The 21,509-nt window shown below is 68.4% G+C and carries 8 protein-coding genes; 4 read left to right on the top strand and 4 right to left on the bottom strand.

Going from position 1 to position 21,509, the window contains the following annotated elements:
* Positions 1–12: 12 nt before the first annotated feature.
* The 4 genes from ACX12L_RS04735 to ACX12L_RS04720 all read right to left on the bottom strand — a co-directional run bounded on the left by ACX12L_RS04735 (position 13) and on the right by ACX12L_RS04720 (position 14,142).
* On the bottom strand, positions 13–1,380 hold the full coding sequence (locus ACX12L_RS04735) for a TolC family protein (protein WP_459261535.1): 1,368 nt from the start codon (positions 1,378–1,380) through the stop codon (positions 13–15).
* Between the two features lie 82 nt (positions 1,381–1,462).
* Entirely contained in the window at positions 1,463–11,392 is a 9,930-nt protein-coding gene (locus ACX12L_RS04730) for an Ig-like domain-containing protein (RefSeq protein ID WP_459261534.1), read from the bottom strand.
* A 424-nt stretch (positions 11,393–11,816) separates the two neighbouring features.
* On the bottom strand, positions 11,817–13,526 hold the full coding sequence (locus tag ACX12L_RS04725) for an MFS transporter (protein WP_459261533.1): 1,710 nt from the start codon (positions 13,524–13,526) through the stop codon (positions 11,817–11,819).
* Between the two features lie 142 nt (positions 13,527–13,668).
* Positions 13,669–14,142, bottom strand: coding sequence for an Lrp/AsnC family transcriptional regulator (locus ACX12L_RS04720; RefSeq protein WP_459261532.1), 474 nt, complete (start codon positions 14,140–14,142; stop codon positions 13,669–13,671).
* Between the two features lie 178 nt (positions 14,143–14,320).
* Here ACX12L_RS04720 and ACX12L_RS04715 point away from each other — a divergent pair, with 178 nt between their 5' ends.
* The 4 genes from ACX12L_RS04715 (at position 14,321) to secF (ending at position 21,501) form a co-directional block, all read left to right on the top strand.
* Positions 14,321–17,938: an indolepyruvate ferredoxin oxidoreductase family protein gene (locus ACX12L_RS04715; protein ID WP_459261531.1), complete on the top strand. Its 3,618-nt coding sequence runs from the start codon at positions 14,321–14,323 to the stop codon at positions 17,936–17,938.
* 203 nt (positions 17,939–18,141) lie between these two features.
* The gene (gene yajC, locus ACX12L_RS04710) at positions 18,142–18,474 is read left to right on the top strand and encodes a preprotein translocase subunit YajC (protein ID WP_013520975.1); all 333 of its coding nucleotides are present in this window, start codon (positions 18,142–18,144) and stop codon (positions 18,472–18,474) included.
* 82 nt (positions 18,475–18,556) lie between these two features.
* On the top strand, positions 18,557–20,452 hold the full coding sequence (gene secD, locus ACX12L_RS04705; RefSeq protein WP_459261530.1) for a protein translocase subunit SecD: 1,896 nt from the start codon (positions 18,557–18,559) through the stop codon (positions 20,450–20,452).
* Between the two features lie 95 nt (positions 20,453–20,547).
* Positions 20,548–21,501, top strand: a complete 954-nt coding sequence (gene secF / locus ACX12L_RS04700; protein WP_013520973.1) for a protein translocase subunit SecF — start codon at positions 20,548–20,550, stop codon at positions 21,499–21,501.
* The last annotated feature ends 8 nt before the right edge of the window (positions 21,502–21,509 follow it).

Below are 21,509 nucleotides of genomic sequence, written 5' to 3'. Positions count from 1 at the left end.
AAGGTGCCTGCGTCATCGTGCGCTCCAGCCGGTGGTGGCGGAGGCGTCCTGTGCCTCCTCCAGCCCGAAGGCGCTGCGCAGCCGGTCGGTGTTGTAGAGACAAAGAGTGCCCAGCCGGTATTGCTCGTGCAGGCTCTCGGCCTGCTCGAACCGGGCCGCGTGGTATTCCTGCTCGGAGTTGAGCAGATCGAGCAGCGAGCGCGTACCCAGTTGCAGATACTGCTGCAGGTACAGGTCCCGCGTGGTGTGGATGCTCTCCACCCGCGCGGCCAGCGCCGGGTCGCGCCGCGTATAGCTGTGCGCCAGGGACTGCGCATCGTCCAGGCTCTGGCGCGCGGCCTGCCGGGCCTGCTCCAGCGCAGCGTCGGCGGCGCCTAGCGCATAGCCGGCCGCGCGTTCGCGCGCGTCGCCCCCGCCGCCCTCGTACAGCGGCATCGAGAAATTCAGCGCCACGACCGTATTGGTGCCGCTGCCGTTCGCCAGATGAGAGCGGCCGGACAGCGCACGGCTGGCCGTCCCGTCGAGCGACAGTGTGGGCAGCCGCCGTGCGCGTGCTCCGCGCACCTGGGCGTCGGCTTCTTCGCGCCGGGCATCGGCCAGCCGCACGGCTGGCGTGGCGGGCGCGGCGGCGCCGGGGCTGCAGGCCTGGGCCAGCCAGGCCGGCGGGTCGCCCGCGATGCCGTCGGCGCCCGGGCTGCCGACCAGGTTCTTCAGGTTGAGGCGCGCGCGCGAGGCCAGCGCATCGGCTCCCAGCACCTGCACCCGCGCGGCCTCCACCCGGGCCTGCGCCTGCGCCACGTCGGAGCGCGTGCCGGCGCCCTTGCGCTCGCGCTCCATCACCAGCTCTGTCAGCGCCTGCACGCCGTCGAGCTGGTCGCGCGCGATCCGGCTCAGCGCTTCCTGGCGGTGCACCTCCACCCAGCTCTGCGCGGTGTCGCGCGCAATGTCGTCGATCGACTGCTGGGCCTGCGCCCGCGTGGCGCGCGTGGCCGCCTCGGCCTCGTCCACCAGGCTGGCCACCTTGCCGAAGTCGTACAGCACCTGCGAAACGCCCAGCGTACCCGTCTGCACGCGCCTGGAGTCGTAGGAAGCGATGTTGTTGTTGCCGAACTGAGCGCCGATGCCGGTCCGCACCTGCGGCAGATAGCCCGAGCGCGCCACGGCGATGCCCTCATTCGCCTGCAGAAGCTGCTGCGCGGTATTGCGTACGCTGGGGTGCCAGCGGGCGGCCGCGCGCACGGCTTCGTCCAGGCCCAAGGGGCCGGTGGCGGCCGGCTGCGCCTGCGCCGTGCCCGCCCACAGCATCAGGCCGAGACAGATGGCTACCGCAGCCTGGTGGCGGCGCGGCCGGCCCATGTGGCGATGGGGGTCGGCGGTCAAAGGGTCGAGGCAAGAGAGAGAGGCGCCTTTTCGGCCGCGCATGCCGCGAAGCCGGAAGGAGCCCTGGCCGACCGGGTGTGGACTAGTAGTGGGAAACGGCGATGTGTTCATCGATCAGTACCTTCACCAAGCTGGCTCCCGTGCCGCTGGTGTATTCCGTGTAGCCGCCGCTGGATGAGCCCACCGCCCAACCGCTGCCCAGGGACACGCTGTCCTGGTCATCGCCCAGAATGGTCAGCGTGCGGTCGGCGCTCGTCATGTTGAATACGTCCTGCCACGTCAGGTTCGTGACACTGTTGCCGCCCGCGATCGACAGGTCGAGCTTCTCGATGTTCTTCAGGCCGAGGCCCAGGTCCTCCCCGCTCGCGCTCTCGCCCAGGCGCAGCGCCACCGTGTCCTCGCCGCCCCGGCCATCGATCACCGGCTTGCCGGCGCCGCCCCAGATGATCTGGTCGGCCCCACTCGTGCCCGCAACCTTCGAGACCTGCAGGTCCAGGGTGTCGGTCACGTGCGGCGACTGTGCGCCGCTGCTGCTCTCCACGGTCCACGCGGTCACGTCGATCTGAACGCCGGGCTTCGCCGCATCCTGGTCGACAAGCGCCGACTCGGCCTGCACGAAGCCCAGCTTGTCCAGCTCGGCCTGGGTCAGGCCAGTCAGGGTATGGACGTCGGCAGCCTTGTCGTAGCTCAGGGTGTGGCCCGAGCCTGCGCCGATCTCCAGCAGGCTGTTGCCTACGTAGAACGCCGCGTACTCGCCCAGCCCCTTGAATTGCAGCGTCGTCGTCTCCAGGCTCCCGTCCGCCACGGCGGACACGGCAGCGACCGGGTCCTCCATCTTGGCGTTCAGGTTCAGGTCGATGACGGTGCCCTCCTTGCCGAAGGAGTTGGTGGGCGCGATGCCCAGGCCATCGACCACCGGGGCCACGACCACGGGTGCCAGCGGGGTGGCCTCGAGCAGCTTGTTCGCCAGCGAGGTTTCGCCCGACTCCACCACGAGCTGCAGCCCCGTCAGCGTGCCGCTCCAGTGGGCCGGCGGTAGGATGGACACCGTGGGTAGCGTGCCGTTGGAGGACAGCACCCAGGTGTTGCTGCTGGCGTCGCCCCCCGCGTTGCCGGCCAGCGCACCGTCCACATAGACCAGGAAGCCCACGGGCACGCCCGAGAGCAGGATGGCGTTGACCGTTTCAGAGCCATCGTTGTCGTTCAGCGCCACGCTCAGGCCGGTCAGGGGGATGGCCAGCGCCGGATCGGGCTTGTCCACTTCGCTGCCGGTCCAGGCCGCATTGCCGTCCACGGTCGCGCCGTTGTTGATGATCGAGACCGTCGCCTCATCGCTGCTGTGGCCGGTCACTGTGTTGGCCGCGTTGGCTTCCCGGGTTTGCGCGTAGGCCGTGAAGGAGGCGTCGCCGGGTTGGAGGCTGCCCGCCGGGGGGGTGTAGACCAGGTTGACGCTGCCGCCGCTCGGCCCCACGTTGACAACGTAGTAGTCGCCGTCTGGAACACCCGTCACGCCTGTGACTGCCGTCAGCGCCAGTGCTGTGCCGCCCTGTGACAAGGTGCCGCCCGCGTTGCCTGGAGCATCCACCTGCACGTACAGCTTGCCGTCCACGATCTGGCCATGCGTCCCGTCCTTGGGGTCGCTGACCGTGATGGTTACCGGAATGCTCGCGGTACCTTCGCCCACGTCGGTAGCGCTCACGGTGATCACGGCCTCATCGGTGACAGGCGTCACCGGCACGGGCATGGCCGTCGTTGCCGCCTCGCTTCGTCCGCCAGCGGCCGAGGTGTGCAGGCTGGCGTTGAAGTTGAAGCCTCCCGTGTTGTCGTTGTAGTCTGCCGGTGGCGTGATCGTGATGCCGGACAGAAGACTGTCCAGTGCGGCTTGCCCGTTTCCGTCCATCACCGTCACGCTGGCAGTCCAGGTGGGCACGCCATTGACCGAGGTCAGCACCATGCCGCTGACGCCCGTGCCCGGGGGCAGGTCGGTCAGCGTGACCGTCAGGGTGTTGGGCTGGCCGGGCTCCTGGATCGTGACCCTGCCATCGAGCACGTCCGACAGATGGAAAGGCGTGTCCTCGGTCCCCTTCGCATTGTTGTAGACCCATTCGTCGATGGTGGGCGGGTTGAAGCCGGGGCCCTGCGCCAGGTCGATCGTCAGGTGCCAGGTGACCGAATCCGTCTCGACGGCGGTGCCCGGGTCGGCCTGGTTGCCGTTGTCCTGTGCCTGGACCGTCATCGTGATCGGATGGTCGACCAGGCTGCCCGTCCCCGCGTTCGATCCGACGATGAATTCGACCGGCAGATCGAGGCCGGCCGCTCCAATAGCCTTCGCACCGGCCCCGTCGTACACCAGCACCCAGGTGTTGGCGTCTGTCTGCGCGCCGTTCACCACCGTCACGCCTGCTGGCACGCCATCGATCAGCACGCGGATGACATGTTCGCTGCCGTCGGTGTCGGCCGAATCGACGTGCAGGTTCACGGTGACCACCGCGCCCGGCACTGTCACGGTCGCCGTGTCGGGGTCGGCGTCATCGCCCGTGTGCCCGTTGCCGGTCACAGTCGAATTCGTGCCGCTGATGGCGGTGATGTGCAGATCGACCGGATCGGTCACTGCCGTGGCCGCGATATCGAAGGTACCGCTCCCGATCACCACGTCGGCTGGTCCCGTCGGCGTGCTGCCACGGTGGTCGTCGATGACCTCGTAGCGGAAGTTGAAGCTGCCAAGGTCGCCGTCCAGGTTTGCACTGCCCTGGACCTGCAGGCTGGGCACGTCTGCCGCGGCGATTTCGACATATGCGACGCCACCGATGGTCGTCGTCGGCAGGCTGCTCAGCGCGGTCGCGTTCAGGTAGAGCGTGTAGTCCGCGGTGCTCACCTGGTCGGCCTGGATCCAGACCTTGCCCAGGCGCTCGTCGGTGTCGCCGTTCGCATGCACCACGCCCAGGCCCAGCGGGGCGCGGATGTCTTCCACCAGCGCGGCGGACGTGTTGGCCTGGCCCTCGGCCGAAGGCGTCACCGTGAAGCCCACCGGCGTCATGGTGCCCGTGTGGGAGTCGCCGTCGTTCTCCGTCGTGACGCCCGCCGCCTGGAAAACCGCCGTGCCGCTGTAGTTCGCGGGCACCTTGACCTCCACGTTGGCCATCTGGCTCACCGGCACGGTCCAGACGCGTTCCGTGCCCGCGCCGCTGGCTACCAGCGTGGCGCCGGTGAGCGTGAAGCCCTCGGCCAGCCCAGTGATGCGCACGCTCACGGTTTCGGAGCCATCGCTGTTGTCGGGCGAAGTGACGCTGGCCACGAGGTCCGAGAGCTTGACGGCTGTCGTGGTGCTATCCAGCGACGCCTCGGAGTAGGTTTGCGCCGCCGCGAGCGTCACCACCGGCGTGTCCGCAACGCCCTTCACGCTCACTTCGATATCGCGTGTCGGGGTGGACGTCGACACATCGCTGCCATCCACCGAGACGGCGGAGACATGCAGCGTGAAGTCGGTGTTGCTGTCCGGCGGGGGTGTGATCGTCAGCGGCTTGGTGTTGTCGAAGCCCATGATCGTTGCCACGCCGCCCGTGACGGTCACGGGTGCGCCGTCGTAGGTGAGCACCGCGCCAGCAGGAATGCCCGTAATGGTGAGGTCGATCCTCTCCGACGGATCGGAGCTGGTGGCCTTGATGGCCAGCGGGATCTGCGTATCTTCCAGGCCGCTGGGATGGCCGTTGAGCGCCAGGGTCACGTCATCGACGACCGGGTCGATCTGGATGATGGTCAGCAGGGCGTTGCCGGAGAACTGAACGTCGACCACGCCCGCAACGCTGGCGCCCGGCGGGTTCGCCAGGCTACCCGTTTCCGCATCGTCGTCATAGTCCACCGTGGCGGCCTGCACCGTCACGGTGAGGGTGCCCGCGACGTCCGGCGGCGCCTTGATCTGCAGTGTGCCGAGGTACTGTGGTGGCACCAAGACCGGATCGCCATGGAAGACAACTTCCTTCCAGCCGCTGCCGTCGTTGTAGCGGAACACGGTGCCGATGACCGAGTCGCCCGGGCTTGCGCCGTCCAATGCTGGCGTCAGCGCCGCGTAGGTGAACTCGTCGGCGTCCTCGTTGCTCCAGTGCGAGTTCAGTTCCGCAAAGCCGCCGCCAGTGTTCGTGGCATCCGTGAAGTCGGTGCCCAGAGCGAACCATTGGTCTTCCTTGCCCAGCTGGCCGGTGTAGACATGGCCGTCGTTCATGGTCACGTCGTTGCCGGAAGCCCCGTCCGTGTCGCTGTCCGTGCGCTCGGCTACTGGCCTGACGGTGATCTGCAGGGTCGGCGTGCTGGTGTGGGAAGACACCACGCCTGCCGTGTCGGTGTCGGTGGTCACGACCGTCAGGGGGATGGACGCATCCTGACTGCTGTGCGCGGGCGGCCGGATGGTGAAGCCATCGAGCACGGCTTCGCGCGCCGCCTCGTTCAGCGTGCTGTCGAAGCTGATGGTGTAGGTGCCGCTGGCGCCGTCGCCCGCGATGCTCCAGCCTGCGCTCGCCGCCGGCGCGGTGAAGACCCAGCCAGCCGGCACCGTGAACGATACGGAGTCGATGACTTCCGAGCCTGTGCCCGTATCGGTCACCCGCACACCCGCCAGGAAGTGCACTTCCGTGTCCTCGTCCGCGATGACGGGGTTGGCCGCCACGTCGCCTGCGACGGGGGTGACGCGCAGGCTCAGCGTGACCGCGTTGTTCGTCGTGTCGGCCTCGGCCACGCCGCTCGCGTTGTTGCCGCCGGTCGGGGTTCCGGTCGAGGCGCTGGTCCACCCATCGCCATCACGGTCCTGTGCGTGGATCGTGACGATGATGCCGTTCAGGTCGCCGCTGAAATCCCTGGCGCCGCCGATCTGGACATCCGGCAAGGCGTTCCCGTAGCCACCGTTGGGGAAATTGATGGCCGCGCTGGTCGCGCCGGCAGCCACCGTGACGCCGTTGACCTGGATCGCCTCGCCCGAGTTGTTGGTGATGGTGATCCAGTGCCGCTCGGAGCCGTCCATGTCCGCGTAGGCCGCCTGCAGCAGGCCCTTGATGTTGACGGCCGTGTCTTCCTCGAGCGTGAGCGTGGCCGCCGTGTCGCCGGCGTAGAGCACGCCATCGAGGTAGGCCACACCGCTTGTCACCGAGGTGTCGAACTTCAGCTCGGCGTCGTCCGTCACGGCCCGGACGGATACGCCGACGTAGCTGGTGGTGGACGCGCTGACCGGAGCCGACAGGGTGTTGCCGCTGTCGTCCACCTCGTGGCTGTCGGCCTGCACGCCCACGCGGAAGTTCTCGTGGCGGTTCGTGCCCGGCGTGGCCATGATGGCCTCGTACTGCGCCTGCGTCAGGTAGTTGATCTGGCCGGTCGCGAGGCTGCCGATGTTGCTCGCATGCAGACCGGTGTCGGGCGTGGTGCCGCCCGTCACGATGACGATCTGATAGGTGTTGCCGCCCGTCGCCGTGGGCACCAGCGCCGTGCTGCCCGTGCTCAACTCGACGGTGCCCGGCGGGTTGCCGCCACTGGCGCCCTCCACCGTGAGCGTGATCACGCCCAGGCGCTCGCCGTGGTCGCCAGGGGTGGTGCTGCCGTTCTGGTCGTTGCCGTCTGTGATGACGGGCTTGGTCAGGCCCAGCGGCACGGGCGTGTCTTCGTCCGTGCCCACGGTCCGGTTGCCGCCCAGGTCCGGTGCATCCGCCACCGGCGTCACGGTGACGTCGACCGTGCGGGTCGTGATCGTGCCGTCGTCGTTCGTGATGGAGTAAGTGAAGCTGTCGGAGCCGCTGTAGTCGGGGTCGGGAATGTAGGTGACCCGGCCGTCCGCATCCACCGAAGCGGTGCCGTGCTGCGCGAGCGTGCCTATGGTGACGTTGGCGTCCGCCGTGGTGTTGAAGCTGTTGCTGGCGTGGGCCGCCGTGCTGTCCTCGGCTACCGTCAGGGGCTGGTTGCCGGTCGGCAGGGCGTCGTCCCATACGGTCGCGGTGAGGGTCTTGCCGGCCGTGTCGCCGTCGCCGTCGGTGACGGTGAAGCCGATGGGCAGGTCCAGCTTGTCCGCGGTGCCATGGTCGAGTGCCCTGCCCAGTGTGAAGGTGTAGTCTGTGCCGGCGGCGTTGATGGTGGCGGTGAAGACCATGGCGCCGCCGGCCGTGGCCGTCAGCGTCTTGCCGTCAGGGCTGATGGCGTAGCTCAGCGGCGTACCGAAGGACTTCAGGCCCAGGGCGTCCAGCGCCGTCTGCGCGGCGTCGAAGCGGACGTCGGAATCCGTGCCCGCGCCGCCGGCATCGCCGTTGAGGTGGATGGCCAGCGAGCCGGTCTGGGCCAGTGCGCCGGCATCCGGGGCGCTGCCGTTGGACAGATTCGACTCCCGCAACTGCACGCCGTCCGGCAAGTCGATGCTGGGGCCGTCGTCGGTGAAGACGATTCTGCCGCCCAGGTCCAGGTCCTTGGATTGGGAGGCGCTGTCGCCATCGCCGTCGGTGACGGTGGCCGTGCCGCGCAAGGTGATCCGGTCCGCCAGCAGGTCCAGGGTTTCGCTGGCGCTGGCCGTACTCGGGTGGTCGATGGGCTTGCTCTGCACCAGCGTCAACACGCCGTCCGTGTTCACGCTCAGCGCGAAGACCGTCTCGCCGCCGGCCGTGCCGACCACCTGGCCGCCGGCCAGGGTCAGTGTGACAGGCTGGCCACCGCTCGTGAGGCCGGAGTTGGCGTTGCTGACGAGCAGTTCGTACCCCCAGACCAAGCCGTTCGCCGCCGCAAGGCCATCGGCGCCGGGTTTGTTCGTCTGAGTGAACGCGCCCGAGAAGTCGGCCGTGGCCGTGCTGGTGCCGGTGCCGATGGTCTGGTGGTCGTACACCATGAGGTTGCGGGCGACCGAAGGATCAACGGCGACCGTCACCTGGGGTGTGTCATCGAAGATGGTGACGGTGACGGTGTTGCCGGCCGTCGTGTTGCCGTTGCCGTCCTCGGTGGTGAAGGTGAAGCTGTTGGTTTCGGCGCCTGGCCCGTCGGTGGTGGGTGAGGTCAGCGTGAAGGTGTATTTCCACGTGCCGCCGTCGTCGAAGATCGTCCAGCTGCCATTGGGCGTGGTGCCCGAGAGCGTGCCGCTGGGAGTCCAGCCCGCAGGCAGGTTCAGGTTTCCGGTGACTTCGTTGCCGTTTCCGGGGTCGTTGCCGTTGGTCAGGCCTTTTTCGTCCACCGTGCCGGTGGCCGTCAGGCCCGTGGGGCCGGTCACGTCGGCCACGTCGATGGCCAGCGTGGCGGTGATCAGGTCGCCGTCGCCGTCCTTGACGGTATAGGTGAAGACGTCCTGCGCATTGGCGCTTGTGCTGTCAGGCCGTGCCACATATTCATAGGTGCCGTTGGCGTGCAATGTCAGCGTGCCGTAGTCACCCACGATGACGACAGAGCCACTGCTCACGTTCTCGGTCGCGCCGCCGCCGCTGCCCTTGACCGCGCCGACCACGCCGCCGCCGCTGGCCCAGCCATCGGCGCCTGCCTTGTCGTTGCCCAATACACCGTTGGCCATATCGGTAACGCTCAGGGTGCCGCCCTCGGTCACGCTGCCGCCGTCGTTCCCGGCGGCGGGGGTGTCGTCGACGATGCGCACGACGATGTTGCCGCTGGACGGGTCGCCGTCCATGTCGGTCAGGAGGATCGCTATGGCGTCGTCCAGGCCATCGGCGCCGGCCTGTGTGTGCGTTTCGTCCGCCAGCAGGGAGTAGCTGTAGTCGACCGTGCCCTGGCCCGTGGCCGGGTCGTAGGTGTAGCTGGTAATGGTCAGCGTGTTGCCCAGCGGCGTGGTGACGGTCACCGGCAGCGTGGCGCCCACGATGTCGGTGCCGCCCACGAGCAGGCTCTGCACGCCGTCGGGCGAACTGAAGGTGAAGCGGCCCGTGGTGCTTTCGGCCGCCGAGGCCGCATCGCTGCCGACGGGGTTGGTGGCGTCGCCCAGCGCCTTCTCGTACACGACGGCGCCGACGCTGCCGAGCGCGGGATCGGGGCTGAGATCGACGCCGGGGTGATCGGCTGGATCGGCCGGCGTCACCGTGATGCCCGGGGTGCCGTCCGGGATGCCGACGGTCAGCCTGGCCGTGGACTTGTCGCCGTCGGCATCGGTGAGGGTGTATTCGAAGACGTCGCTCACGCCGCCCGGCGAGCCGGGCGCGCGGGTGTAGGTGTAGCCGCCATCGTCATGGATCTCCAGCGTGCCGTACTGGCCCTGGATGGTCAGCGTGCCGGTGCCGCTGGGCGCGTTGCCCGGCACGTTGACGCTGCTGATGCCCGTGACCGTGGCGCCGCCATCGGCGCCGGCGGTGTCGGCGCCGCCCGTGCCAGTGCCCGTGGCGATGCTGCCGGCGATGACGTTGCCGGCGGCCGAACCGCCTGTCGTGGCGGTGACGGCATCGTCCACCGCGAGGGGCGCGTCGTCGATGATGTTGATCTGCAGCAGGCCGCCGGTAGTGGTTCCGCCGCCCTCGTCCTCGATGGAGACCGGGACCTCATCGATGAAGTTGTCCGGGTTGCCTGGCGTGTTGGCCGGGGGCGTGGTCAGCTTGTATTCGTAGTGGACCGTGCCGCCCGTGGACACGCCGTTGAAGTCGGTGCCGTTCGGCGTGTAGCCGGTGATGGTGAGTTCGCCGTGCGGGGTCGTGATGACCACGGGCGTGGTGCCCGCGTTTTGCAGGTCGGCCAGCGGGATGGTCGTGCCCCCGATGGTGATGGACTTCACGCCGTCGCCGGCCGCGATGGTGATGGTGCCGGTGGCCGTGGGCGAGCCGCCGCCACTGCCGCTGCCGCCGGCCAGGCCCGATTCGTAGACCGTGGCGTGGCCCTGCTCGATGAGTGTGGCGCCGCCGCCGTTGCCGTCGGCCGGGGCGATGACGGGCGGGGCGTCGGGCATGACCGTGATGTTGACCGTCGCCTTGTCGGTATCGCCGTCGCCGTCCTCGACTTCGTAGTCGAAGCTGACGGGGCCGTTGTAGTTGGGCGCGGGCACGAAGGTGATCTTGCCGCCGGCGTCGATCTCGACCTTGCCGATGACGGTGCCCGTGGGCGTGCCGTCGTCGGTGATGTCGATGCTTTGCGCCGTGCCGGGCGTGAGCGGCGTGCCGTTGATGTGGGTGACGTGCAGGCCGCCATCGGGGGCGCTGTCGTTGCCGAGCAGGTTCAGCGCCAGGGGCGTGTCTTCCGGCACCGTGTAGCTGTCGTCTCCGGCCACCACCGGATCGTTGGCCGGCGTGACCGTGATGGTCACGGTGCTCGTGGTGGTACCGCCATGGCCATCGTCCACGATGACGGTGAAGCTGTCGTCGCCGTGGTAGTCGGGGTTCGGGGTATAGGTGTAGGTGCCGTCGGGGTTGACCACCACCGAGCCATGGCTGGGCGGAGAGCCGGCGGTGTAGGTCAGGGCATCGCCATCGGGGTCGCTACCGACGACCCGGCCATTGACGGAGTGGTCTTCGTCGACGGTGTGCCTGTAGGACGGTGCTTCTGGCGGCTGGTTGCCACTGCTACCACCACCGTTGCCACCGCCGCCGCCATCATCGCCACCACCACCGCTGTTGCCACCACCGCTGTTGCCACCACCGCTGTTGCCACCACCGCTGTTGCCACCACCGCTGCCGCTGCCGCCATCGCCACCACCGCCTGCGGCAGCCCCCAGTCCCAGGGCACTCAATCCAGCCAGCAGCCAGAACGGCATCGGCATCTCGTCGTTCCATTCGACCTCAGTGAAGTGAAACTCGGTCCACGGACCATGGTACTGTCCCCACCAGAGAACCCCTGCGTCGTCCTCGAGCACCAGGTCGTTGCGGCCGTCATCGGGGTAGGAGGTGAAGAAGTGGCGCACGACCATCTCCTGTCCGTCGTGCAGCACGAGGACCAGGTCGTCCCCGCGGCGCTCGAACCTGGCTATTTTCTCGGGCGCGATCTTCAGGGAAATGATGGACGGGCGGTCGAGGGCGAGGGTTTCGTTGCCATCGGCGCTGCGTGCGATGCCGCCTGACTTGTAGACTGCTTCCATGCGCTGTTGCCTTTGATCCATGGTTCAAGTTTCCGGGAAGTAGGTGGAAAGAGAGATATAGCCAGTGCGACCTGGACACGATGTGCGCACGCCACAACAGCGCGCGGCATTTGCCTGCGGCGCGGGTTTGAAGTTATTGCTGGGCTTTGCTGCCGCACAGCAGAGCCACATTGCAATAGTGGCCCGTGCGGCTAGCACCGCCGCGTCACCAGATCGGGTAGTCAAGGCCGCTTCCGGCAGATCTTGGATCGCAAGATGATTTTGTGCCGATTACTAGCTACTGATTAACCAAGTGACGAGAAGACATTCTGGCAAAGACCCACGTATCTTTTCCGGATATTGGGCCTGGTTAATCAGATTTAACAATTGGCGGGATATCGCCAGGGCCGGGCGGCCCTTTATCAATGAGGTGGTCTCAGGCCGCTCATTCCTCTTCCACCACGTAGCGCGACACCACGGGCGGCGTGTCGCCGATATGGAAGGCGTTCTTGCGGTCGCGCAGCGCCACGTCGGAGGCGGTCACGCGGTCGAAGCGGCGCAGGTGCTCGGTCCACGATTCATCCACGATGCGCTCCACGTAGCGGCGCGGGTCGGCGATGTCGTGCTGCAGCTCCCAGCTCAGAGCGCCCTGGCGGATGCGCGCGCGGCGGCTCTCCTGCATGACGGCGCGGAACTCGGCCGCGCGCGCCGGGTGGATCAGGTACTCGACGCTCGTGACCAGGCGCAGGCCCGCGGCCGGAGGGTTCTCGGCCTGGGGGATCTTGAAGGCGTGCGAGGGGCTCAGGTCTTCCTCGCCGTGGCGGTTGCTCACCAGGCGCTGCACCAGGGCCATGACCGCCACGCCGGTCGCGGCGGCCAGCGCCAGGCTGACGTGCACGGTGGTCAGCGCCGCCACCTGGCCCCACAGCGCCGCGCCCATGGCCGTGGCGCCCATGATGGCCATCTGCAGGATCGACATGCCGCGTGCGCGCACCCAGTTGGGCAGCGTGAACTGGGCCGCCACCACGAGCACGTTGGCCGTGGTGATCCAGGCCGCGCCCCCGACCACCATGGCCGGCACGGCGACGTAGGCATTGGGCGCGATGGCCACGACCGCGGTGGCCAGGGCATGCAGCAGCATGCCGATGCCCACCAGCCGGTCCGTTGCCATCATCTGGCGCAGGCGCGGCAGGAACATGGCGGCGCCGATCGCGCCCGCTCCCATGGAGGCCAGCAGCAGCGTGAAGGTGCCGGCGCCGCCGCCCTCGAGCTCGCGCGCCACCAGCGGCAGCAGCGCCAGCAGGGACGTGGCATGCAGGAAGAAGACGGAAATGCGCCACATCACGGCGCGCATGGGGGGCGACTCGCGCACGAACTGCAGGCCCACGCGCATGGCGCTGCCCAGGCGCTCGCGCCCCAGCGGGTTGGCCGTGGGCTGGCGCCGCCAGCGCATGATGGTGAAGCCCGCGATCAGCGACAGCGCGGCGTTGAGCACGAACACCCAGGCGCTGCCCGCGCTGGCGATGATGGCGCCGGCCACCAGCGGCCCGATGATGCGCGAGGCGTTCATGGCCACGCCGTTGAGCGCCAGCGCCGCGGGCAGCTGGTGGCGGCCCACGAGTTCGGGCACGATGGCCGAGAACACGGGCCAGCGCATGGCCATGCCTATGCCGTTGGCGAACGTGAGCCCCAGCAGCAGCCAGGCGTTGAGCCCGCCGGCCAGCACGGCCAGGCACAGCACCACGGCCACGGCCGCCACCCAGAACTGCGTGGCCATGAAGTAGCGCCGCCGGTCCAGGATGTCGGCCAGCGCGCCGCTGGGCAGGCCCAGCAGGAACACGGGCAGCGTGGAGGCCGTCTGCACCAGCGCCACCAGCGCGGGCGAGGTGGTCAGCGTGGTCATCAGCCAGGCGGTGGCCACGTCGTTCATCCACATGCAGGTGTTGGCCGTGAGCCAGGTGAACCAGAGCATGCGGAACACCGGCACGGACAGCGGCGCCAGCGGCGATTGCGGCGCGCGCTCGGTGGCGCTGCGCCGCAGATCGGCCGCGGCGGCGGCTTCTGCGGCGTCGGCGATGTCCGAGGTCTGGGTGGCCTGGGTGTCCGGAGCGCTGGAGTCCGGGAGGGTGTCGTCGTGGGCGGGCTGTGGCGGCATGGGGCTGCCTATTGTCGCGGGGATGGGCAGGGCGCGCCAAGCGCCCGCGCGCATTCCTTCAAGGTTCTCGGAAATTCAAGCCAAAATGACCTGGAATCGCCATATGGCATGCGCCAGCAGCTATTTTATCGATAGTAGACACTCAACCCAGGTGAGTCAGCGGCAGTGCCCCGCCGGTCTTGACCTCGCCCAGCGAGAAGCTGGTGTGCATGTCCTTCACGTTGGGCAGGTTCAAGAGCACGGTGCGCGCGAACTGCGAGAAGCTGTCCAGGTCGCGCGCCACCACCTGCAGCTCGAAGGTGCCGGTGCCGCTGATGTAGTGGCAGGAGACGACCTCGGGGATCTTGGCGATGGCCTGCTCCATGGCGCGCGTCAGGTCGCCCGTGCTGCGCTCGGCATCCAGGCGCACGAAGGCCAGCACGCCCAGGCCGATCTTGTGGCGGTCGATCTCGGCGCGGTAGCCGCGGATGAAGCCCGACTCCTCCAGCGCGCGCATGCGGCGCCAGCACGGTGCGGCCGACAGGCCCACGCGCTGGGCCAGCTCGGCATTGGTCAGGCGCGCGTCCTGCTGCAGCTCGCGCAGGATGGCTAGGTCGTATTTGTCGAGTGTTTCCATTTTTCGATTATTTCAAGAAAGATTCTTTCTTGTGGTGGGGTAAATACGGCAAACAAAGCAAACACATATCCATGGGTGGCGCATACACTGCGCGCCAGGGCCCGCGGCTTGCCGGCTGCCGGCCGCTTCGCCGCGCCCACGAGGCCATGCATCGAAAAACACCCACGGAGACAACACCATGAATGCCCCCCTGCCCGAACCTGTGCGCCGCGCGCTGGAGGCGGTCACCCTCGAGGATAAATACACCCTGGGCCAGGGCCGCGCCTTCATGAGCGGCGTGCAGGCCCTGGTGCGCCTGCCCATGCTGCAGCGCCAGCGCGACGCGGCGGCGGGCCTGAACACGGCGGGCTTCATCAGCGGCTACCGCGGCTCGCCGCTGGGCGGCTATGACCAGGCCCTGTGGAGCGCGCGCAAGCACCTGGCGGACAACCACATCGTCTTCCAGCCCGGCGTGAACGAGGAGCTGGGCGCCACGGCCGTGTGGGGCACGCAGCAGCTCGACCTGTACCCGCAAAGCAGGAAGTACGATGGCGTGTTCGGCATCTGGTACGGCAAGGGGCCGGGCGTGGACCGCAGCGGCGACGTGTTCAAGCACGCCAACATGGCCGGCACGGCGCGCCACGGCGGCGTGATCGCCGTGGCGGGCGACGACCACATCAGCAAGAGCAGCACGGCCGCGCACCAGAGCGACCACATCTTCAAGGCCTGCGGCCTGCCGGTGTTCTTCCCGAGCACCGTGCAGGACATCCTGGACATGGGGCTGCACGCCTTCGCCATGAGCCGCTTCTCGGGCCTGTGGTCGGGCATGAAGACGGTGCAGGAGGTGGTGGAGTCCTCCGCCAGCATCTCGGTGGACCCCGGCCGCGTGCAGATCGTGCTGCCCGAGGACTTCCAGATGCCCCCCGGCGGCCTGCACATTCGCTGGCCCGACGCGCCCCTGGAGCAGGAGGCGCGCCTGATGGACTACAAGTGGTACGCCGCCCTGGCCTACGTGCGCGCCAACGGGCTCAACTACAACGTGGTCCAGGGGCCGGATGACCGCTTCGGCCTCATCGCCAGCGGCAAGGCCTTCAACGACATGCGCCAGGCCCTGGTGGACCTGGGCCTGGACGACGGCACCTGCCGCCAGCTGGGCATCCGCGTGCACAAGGTCAACGTGGTCTGGCCGCTGGAGGCGGGCATCACGCGCGACTTCGCGCAGGGCCTGCAGGAGATCCTGGTGGTGGAGGAGAAGCGCCAGGTCATCGAGTACCAGATCAAGGAGCAGCTCTACAACTGGCGCGCCGACGTGCGCCCGGACGTGCTCGGCAAGTTCGACGAGGTCGAGGGCGACCATTCCGGCGGCGAGTGGGGCATGCCCAACCCGAGCCAGAACTGGCTGCTGCGCCCCCAGGCCGACCTGACGCCGGCCATCATCGCCAAGGCCATCGCCAAGCGGCTGAAGAAGCTGGGCGTGCCCGAGGACGTCGTGGCGCGCATGGATGCCCGGCTCTCGGTCATCGAGGCGCGCGAGCGCGGCATGGCCGGGCGCAAGGCCGACACGGGCGAGCGCATGCCCTGGTTCTGCAGCGGCTGCCCGCACAACACCAGCACCCGCGTGCCCGAGGGCAGCCGCGCCGTGGCCGGCATAGGCTGCCACTACATGGCCAACTGGATGCCCGACAGGAACACCAGCACCTTCACCCAGATGGGCGGCGAGGGGGTGACCTGGGTGGGCCAGGCGCCGTTCACCAAGGACAGGCACGTGTTCGCCAACCTGGGCGACGGCACCTACTTCCACAGCGGGCTGCTGGCGATCCGCCAGAGCATCGCCGCGGGCGCCAACATCACCTACAAGATCCTCTACAACGACGCCGTGGCCATGACCGGCGGCCAGCAGGTGGGCGAGCGGCCCGAGGGCCATTCGGTGGCGCAGATCGCTCACAGCCTGCGCGCCGAGGGCGTGGCCAGGCTCGTGGTGGTGACCGACGAGCCGGCCAAGTACCAGGGCCGCACGCACCCGGCCAACGCCGCGCGCGCCGGCCACCCCGAGCTGCTCGACGACCTGCCGCCGGGCGTGCAGGTGTTCCACCGCGACGAGCTCGACCGCATCCAGCGCGAGCTGCGCGACACCCCCGGCTGCACCGCACTGATCTACGACCAGACCTGCGCGACGGAGAAGCGCCGGCGCAGGAAGCGCGGCAAGCTGGCCACGCCCGCCAAAACGGTGGTCATCAACGAACTGGTCTGCGAGGGCTGCGGCGACTGCTCCGTGCAGTCGAACTGCCTGTCGGTGGAGCCCGTGGAGACCGACTTCGGCCGCAAGCGCCGCATCAACCAGAACAGCTGCAACAAGGATTACTCCTGCGTGAAGGGCTTCTGCCCGAGCTTCGTGACCATCGAGGGCGGATCGCTCAGGAAGCCCAGGAAGGAGAAGAAGGGCGACCTCTCCGGCCTGCCGCCCATCCCCGAGCCCGCGCTGCCCGCGCTGGATGCCGCCTGGGGCATCGTCGTGGCCGGCGTGGGCGGCACGGGGGTGATCACCATCGGCTCCCTGCTGGGCATGGCCGCGCACCTGGAGGGCAAGGGCGTGGTCACGCAGGACGCCGCGGGCCTGGCGCAAAAGGGCGGCTCCACCTGGAGCCACGTGCAGATCGCGCGCCGCCCCGAGGACATCCACACCACCAAGGTGGACACGGCCAAGGCCGACCTGGTGATCGGCTGCGACCCCATCGTCGCGGCCAACCCGGCCACGCTGGCCGTCATGCAGCCGGGCCGCAGCTTCGTGGCGCTGAACACGCATGGCACGCCCGCCGCGGCCTTCGTGCACAACCCCGACTGGCGCTTCCCCGCCGAGGGCTGCGAGGCCGCCATCGCCGAGGCCGTGGGCCCCGGCCTGCTGGGCGTGTTCGACGCCGAGCGCGCCGCCACCGAGCTGCTGGGCGACAGCATCTACACCAACCCGCTGATCCTGGGCTACGCCTGGCAGAAGGGCCGCGTGCCGCTCACGCACGCCGCGCTCATGCGCGCCATGGAGCTCAACGGCGTGCAGGTCGAGAACAACCAGGCCGCGTTCGAGTGGGGCCGCCGCTGCGCGCACGACCTGGCCGCCGTGCAGGCGCTCTACCAGGCCGCGCAGGTGATCCAGTTCGTCAAGAAGCCGGGCCTGGCCGAGATGGTGGCCAGGCGCGTCGAATTCCTCACCGGCTACCAGAACGCCGCCTATGCCGCCGAGTACCAGGCCTTCGTGGACAAGGTGCAGGCCGCCGAGGCCGCGCTGGGCCAGGGCACGCGCCTGGCCGAGGCCGTGGCGCGCTACCTGTTCAAGCTCATGGCCTACAAGGACGAGTACGAGGTGGCGCGCCTGCACACCGACCCGGCCTTCACCCAGCGCCTCGAAGGCATGTTCGAGGGCGACTGGCGCATCGTGCACCACCTGGCGCCGCCCACGTTCGCCAAGCACGACGACAAGGGCCAGCTCGTCAAGAAGAGCTACGGCCCGTGGATGCGCAAGGCCATGGGCGTGCTGGCCCGGTTCAAGGGGCTGCGCGGCACCGCGCTCGACCCGTTCGGCCGTACCGAGGAGCGCAAGACCGAGCGCGCGCTGATCCAGGAGTACCGCGCCTGCATCGACGAACTGCTCGCGGGCCTGTCGGCCGAGCGGCTGCCCCTGGCCGCCGAGATCGCGCGCATCCCCGAGGACATCCGCGGCTACGGCCACGTGAAGGAACGCCACCTGCAGGCGGCGCGCAAGAAATGGTTCGCGCTCATGGACCGCTGGCGCGCCCCGGCCCAGGCGCCCCGGCGCACCGCCTGAAGCGCTTTGTTTTCGATAGCTGCTGGCGCTTTACTGATAAGCGCTGGCTGCTGTTTTCATTGGAAACGCGGCAAGCCCTGGACTCCGGCGGGCCTTGCCATGCGGGCGCCGGCGCACGCCGCATACAATTACCTGTTGCCCTCGCGGCAGGCCCCGTGGGGCGTGTCAGACCTTCCATCCCTAGTTTGAGTGGAGCTTCTCCCGTGTTTATTTCTTCCGCCTTTGCACAAACCGCACCCGCCGCAGCCGCCGAGGGCGGCCTGATGGGTTCGCTCACCGGCATGCTGCCGCTGGTGCTGATGTTCGTGGTGCTGTACTTCATCATGATCCGGCCCCAGATGAAGCGCCAGAAAGAGCACCGCGCCATGATCGACGCCCTGGCCAAGGGCGACGAGGTGGCCACGGCCGGCGGCCTGCTGGGCAAGGTGGCGGGCCTGTCCGAGGGCTACATCCAGCTGGAGATCGCCAGCGGCGTGCAGGTGCAGGTGCAGCGCAGCGCCGTCTCCCAGGTGCTGCCCAAGGGCACCGTCAAGTAATCCCGGGCCGGTTTTCCCAGGCCCGCGGGCCTGTTTCCGGGGGGCGGGCCCGCTGCCTCCCGGGTATTGAAGAAGCGCGATCATGAACCGTTACCCGGTCTGGAAGTACGCGATCCTGGTGATCGCGTTGCTCATAGGGGCCTTGTACACCCTGCCCAATTTCTTCGGCGAGGCGCCTGCCGTGCAGGTGTCCTCGGCCAAGGCCACGATCAAGGCCGATGCCGCGCTGCAGCGGCGCGTCGAGGAGGTGCTCCAGTCGGCCGGGGTGAGCCCGGACTCGGTGGCGTTCGACGGCCACTCGGTGCGCGCGCGCTTCGACACGCCGGACAACCAGCTCAAGGCCAAGGACGCGATCGAGAAGGCGCTGGTCCCCGACCCGTCCGATCCGCCCTACATCGTCGCGCTCAACCTCGTGTCGCGCTCGCCCGACTGGCTGACCGCGATCAACGCCCGCCCCATGTACCTGGGGCTGGACCTGCGCGGCGGCGTGCACTTCATGCTGCAGGTGGACATGCAGGCGGCCATCACCAAGAAGGCCGAGTCCTACGCCGGCGACCTGCGCACCCTGCTGCGCGAGAAGAACGTCCGCCACGGCGGCATCAGCCGCGACGGCCAGGCCGTGGACATCCGCGTGCGCGACGAGGCCACGGCCACGGCGGCGCGCAACCTGGTCGCCGACCAGTTCCCCGACCTCGTGGTCGCGAGCAGCCCCGATGGCGAGGGCCTGAGGCTGCGCGCCACCATCAAGCCCGAGGCCCTGCGCAAGGTGCAGGAACAGGCGCTCAAGCAGAACATGGTCACGCTGCACAACCGCATCAACGAGCTCGGCGTGGCCGAGCCCGTGATCCAGCAGCAGGGGCTGGACCGCATCGTCGTGCAGCTGCCCGGCGTGCAGGACACGGCCAAGGCCAAGGACATCCTGGGCCGCACCGCCACGCTGGAGGTGCGCATGGTGGACGAGGGCACCGAGGCCCGCGCCGCCGAGATGGGCACCGGCCCCGTGCCCTTCGGCGACGAGAAATACCTGGACCGCAACGGCCAGGCCGTGATCGTCAAGAAGCAGGTCATCCTCACGGGCGAGAACCTGACCGACGCCCAGCCCGGCTTCGACGGCCAGACCCAGGAGCCCACCGTCAACCTCACGCTGGATGCCAAGGGCTCGCGCATCTTCAAGGACGTGACGCGCGACAACATCGGCAAGCGCATGGCCATCGTGCTGTTCGAGAAGGGCAAGGGCGAGGTCGTCACGGCCCCGGTGATCCGCAGCGAGATCGGCGGCGGGCGCGTGCAGATCTCGGGCCGCATGACCACCACCGAGGCCAACGACACGGCCCTGCTGCTGCGCGCCGGGTCGCTGGCCGCGCCCATGGAGATCATCGAGGAATACACCATCGGCCCGAGCCTGGGCGCGGACAACATCGCGCGCGGCATCCACAGCGTGGTCTGGGGCATGGCGGCGATCGCGGCCTTCATGTGCATGTACTACATGCTGTTCGGCGTGTTCTCCACCATCGCGCTCTCGGTGAACGTGCTGATGCTGATCGCCGTGCTGTCCATGCTGCAGGCCACGCTCACCCTGCCCGGCATCGCCGCCATGGCGCTGGCCCTGGGCGTGGCGATCGACTCCAACGTGCTGATCAACGAACGCATCCGCGAGGAGCTGCGCGCGGGCGTGGCGCCGCAGGCGGCGATCGCCGCGGGCTACGAGCGCGCCTGGGCCACCATCCTGGACTCCAACGTCACCACGCTGATCGCGGGCCTGGCGCTGCTGGCCTTCGGCACGGGGCCGGTGCGCGGCTTCGCCGTGGTGCACTGCATCGGCATCCTGACCAGCATGTTCTCTGCGGTGTTCTTCTCGCGCGGCCTGGTCAACCTCTGGTATGGCCGCAAGAAGAAGCTCAAGAGCGTGGCCATCGGCCAGGTGTGGAAGCCCGAGGACACGAGCGAGCTGCGCTCCGTGGCCGGCCGTAGTAACTGAGAGGAGGAAAGACCATGGAGTTTTTAGCTCCAGCATCACATGCGCTTTGCGCATATGAGCTTCCTCAGAAAATTCCACGCAAGGGATAAGAAATCATGGAATTTTTCCGCATCAAAAAAGACATCCCGTTCATGAAGTACGCGTTGGTGCTCAACGCGGTGTCCTTCATCACCTTTGCCCTGGCGGTGTTCTTCCTGGTCACGCGCGGCCTGCACCTGTCGGTGGAGTTCACCGGCGGCACCGTCATGGAGGTGGCCTACGCGCAGACGGCCGACATCGGCAAGGTGCGCGACAAGGTGGCGGCGCTGGGCTACCCCGACGTGGTGGTGCAGAACTTCGGCACCTCGCGCGACGTGATGATCCGCCTGCCCGTGCAGAAGGGCGTGACCTCGGCCCAGCAGAGCGAGCAGGTGCTGGCCGCGCTCAAGAGCGAGGATCCGGGCGTCACGCTGCGGCGCACCGAGTTCGTCGGCCCGCAGGTCGGCGAGGAACTGGTGCACGGCGGCCTGATGGCGCTGGGCATGGTGGTGCTGGGCATCGTCATCTACCTGGCGCTGCGCTTCGAATGGAAGTTCGGCGTCGCGGCCATCATCGCCAACCTGCACGACGTGGTCATCATCCTGGGCTTCTTCGCCTTCTTCCAGTGGGAGTTCTCGCTCTCGGTGCTCGCCGGCGTGCTGGCGGTGCTGGGCTACTCGGTCAACGAGTCGGTCGTGATCTTCGACCGGATCCGCGAGGCCTTCCGCAAGTTCCGCAAGCTCAATACGCACGAGGTGATCGACCACGCCATCACCTCCACCATGAGCCGCACCATCATCACCCACGCCTCGACCGAGGCCATGGTGCTGTCCATGTTCTTCTTCGGCGGCCCCAGCCTGCACTATTTCGCGCTGGCGCTGACCATCGGCATCCTGTTCGGCATCTACTCCTCGGTGTTCGTGGCGGCGGCCATCGCCATGTGGCTGGGCGTGAAGCGCGAAGACCTGGTCAAGGCCTCCGCGCGCAAGGAGGAGGATCCCAACGATCCCAACTCGGGGGCCGTGGTCTGAGAAGGTGT

The sequence above is a fragment of the Alicycliphilus sp. T452 genome (assembly GCF_054512775.1).
Note: the sequence above shows the minus strand (reverse complement) of the source record. Positions and strands in the feature narration are given on the sequence as shown.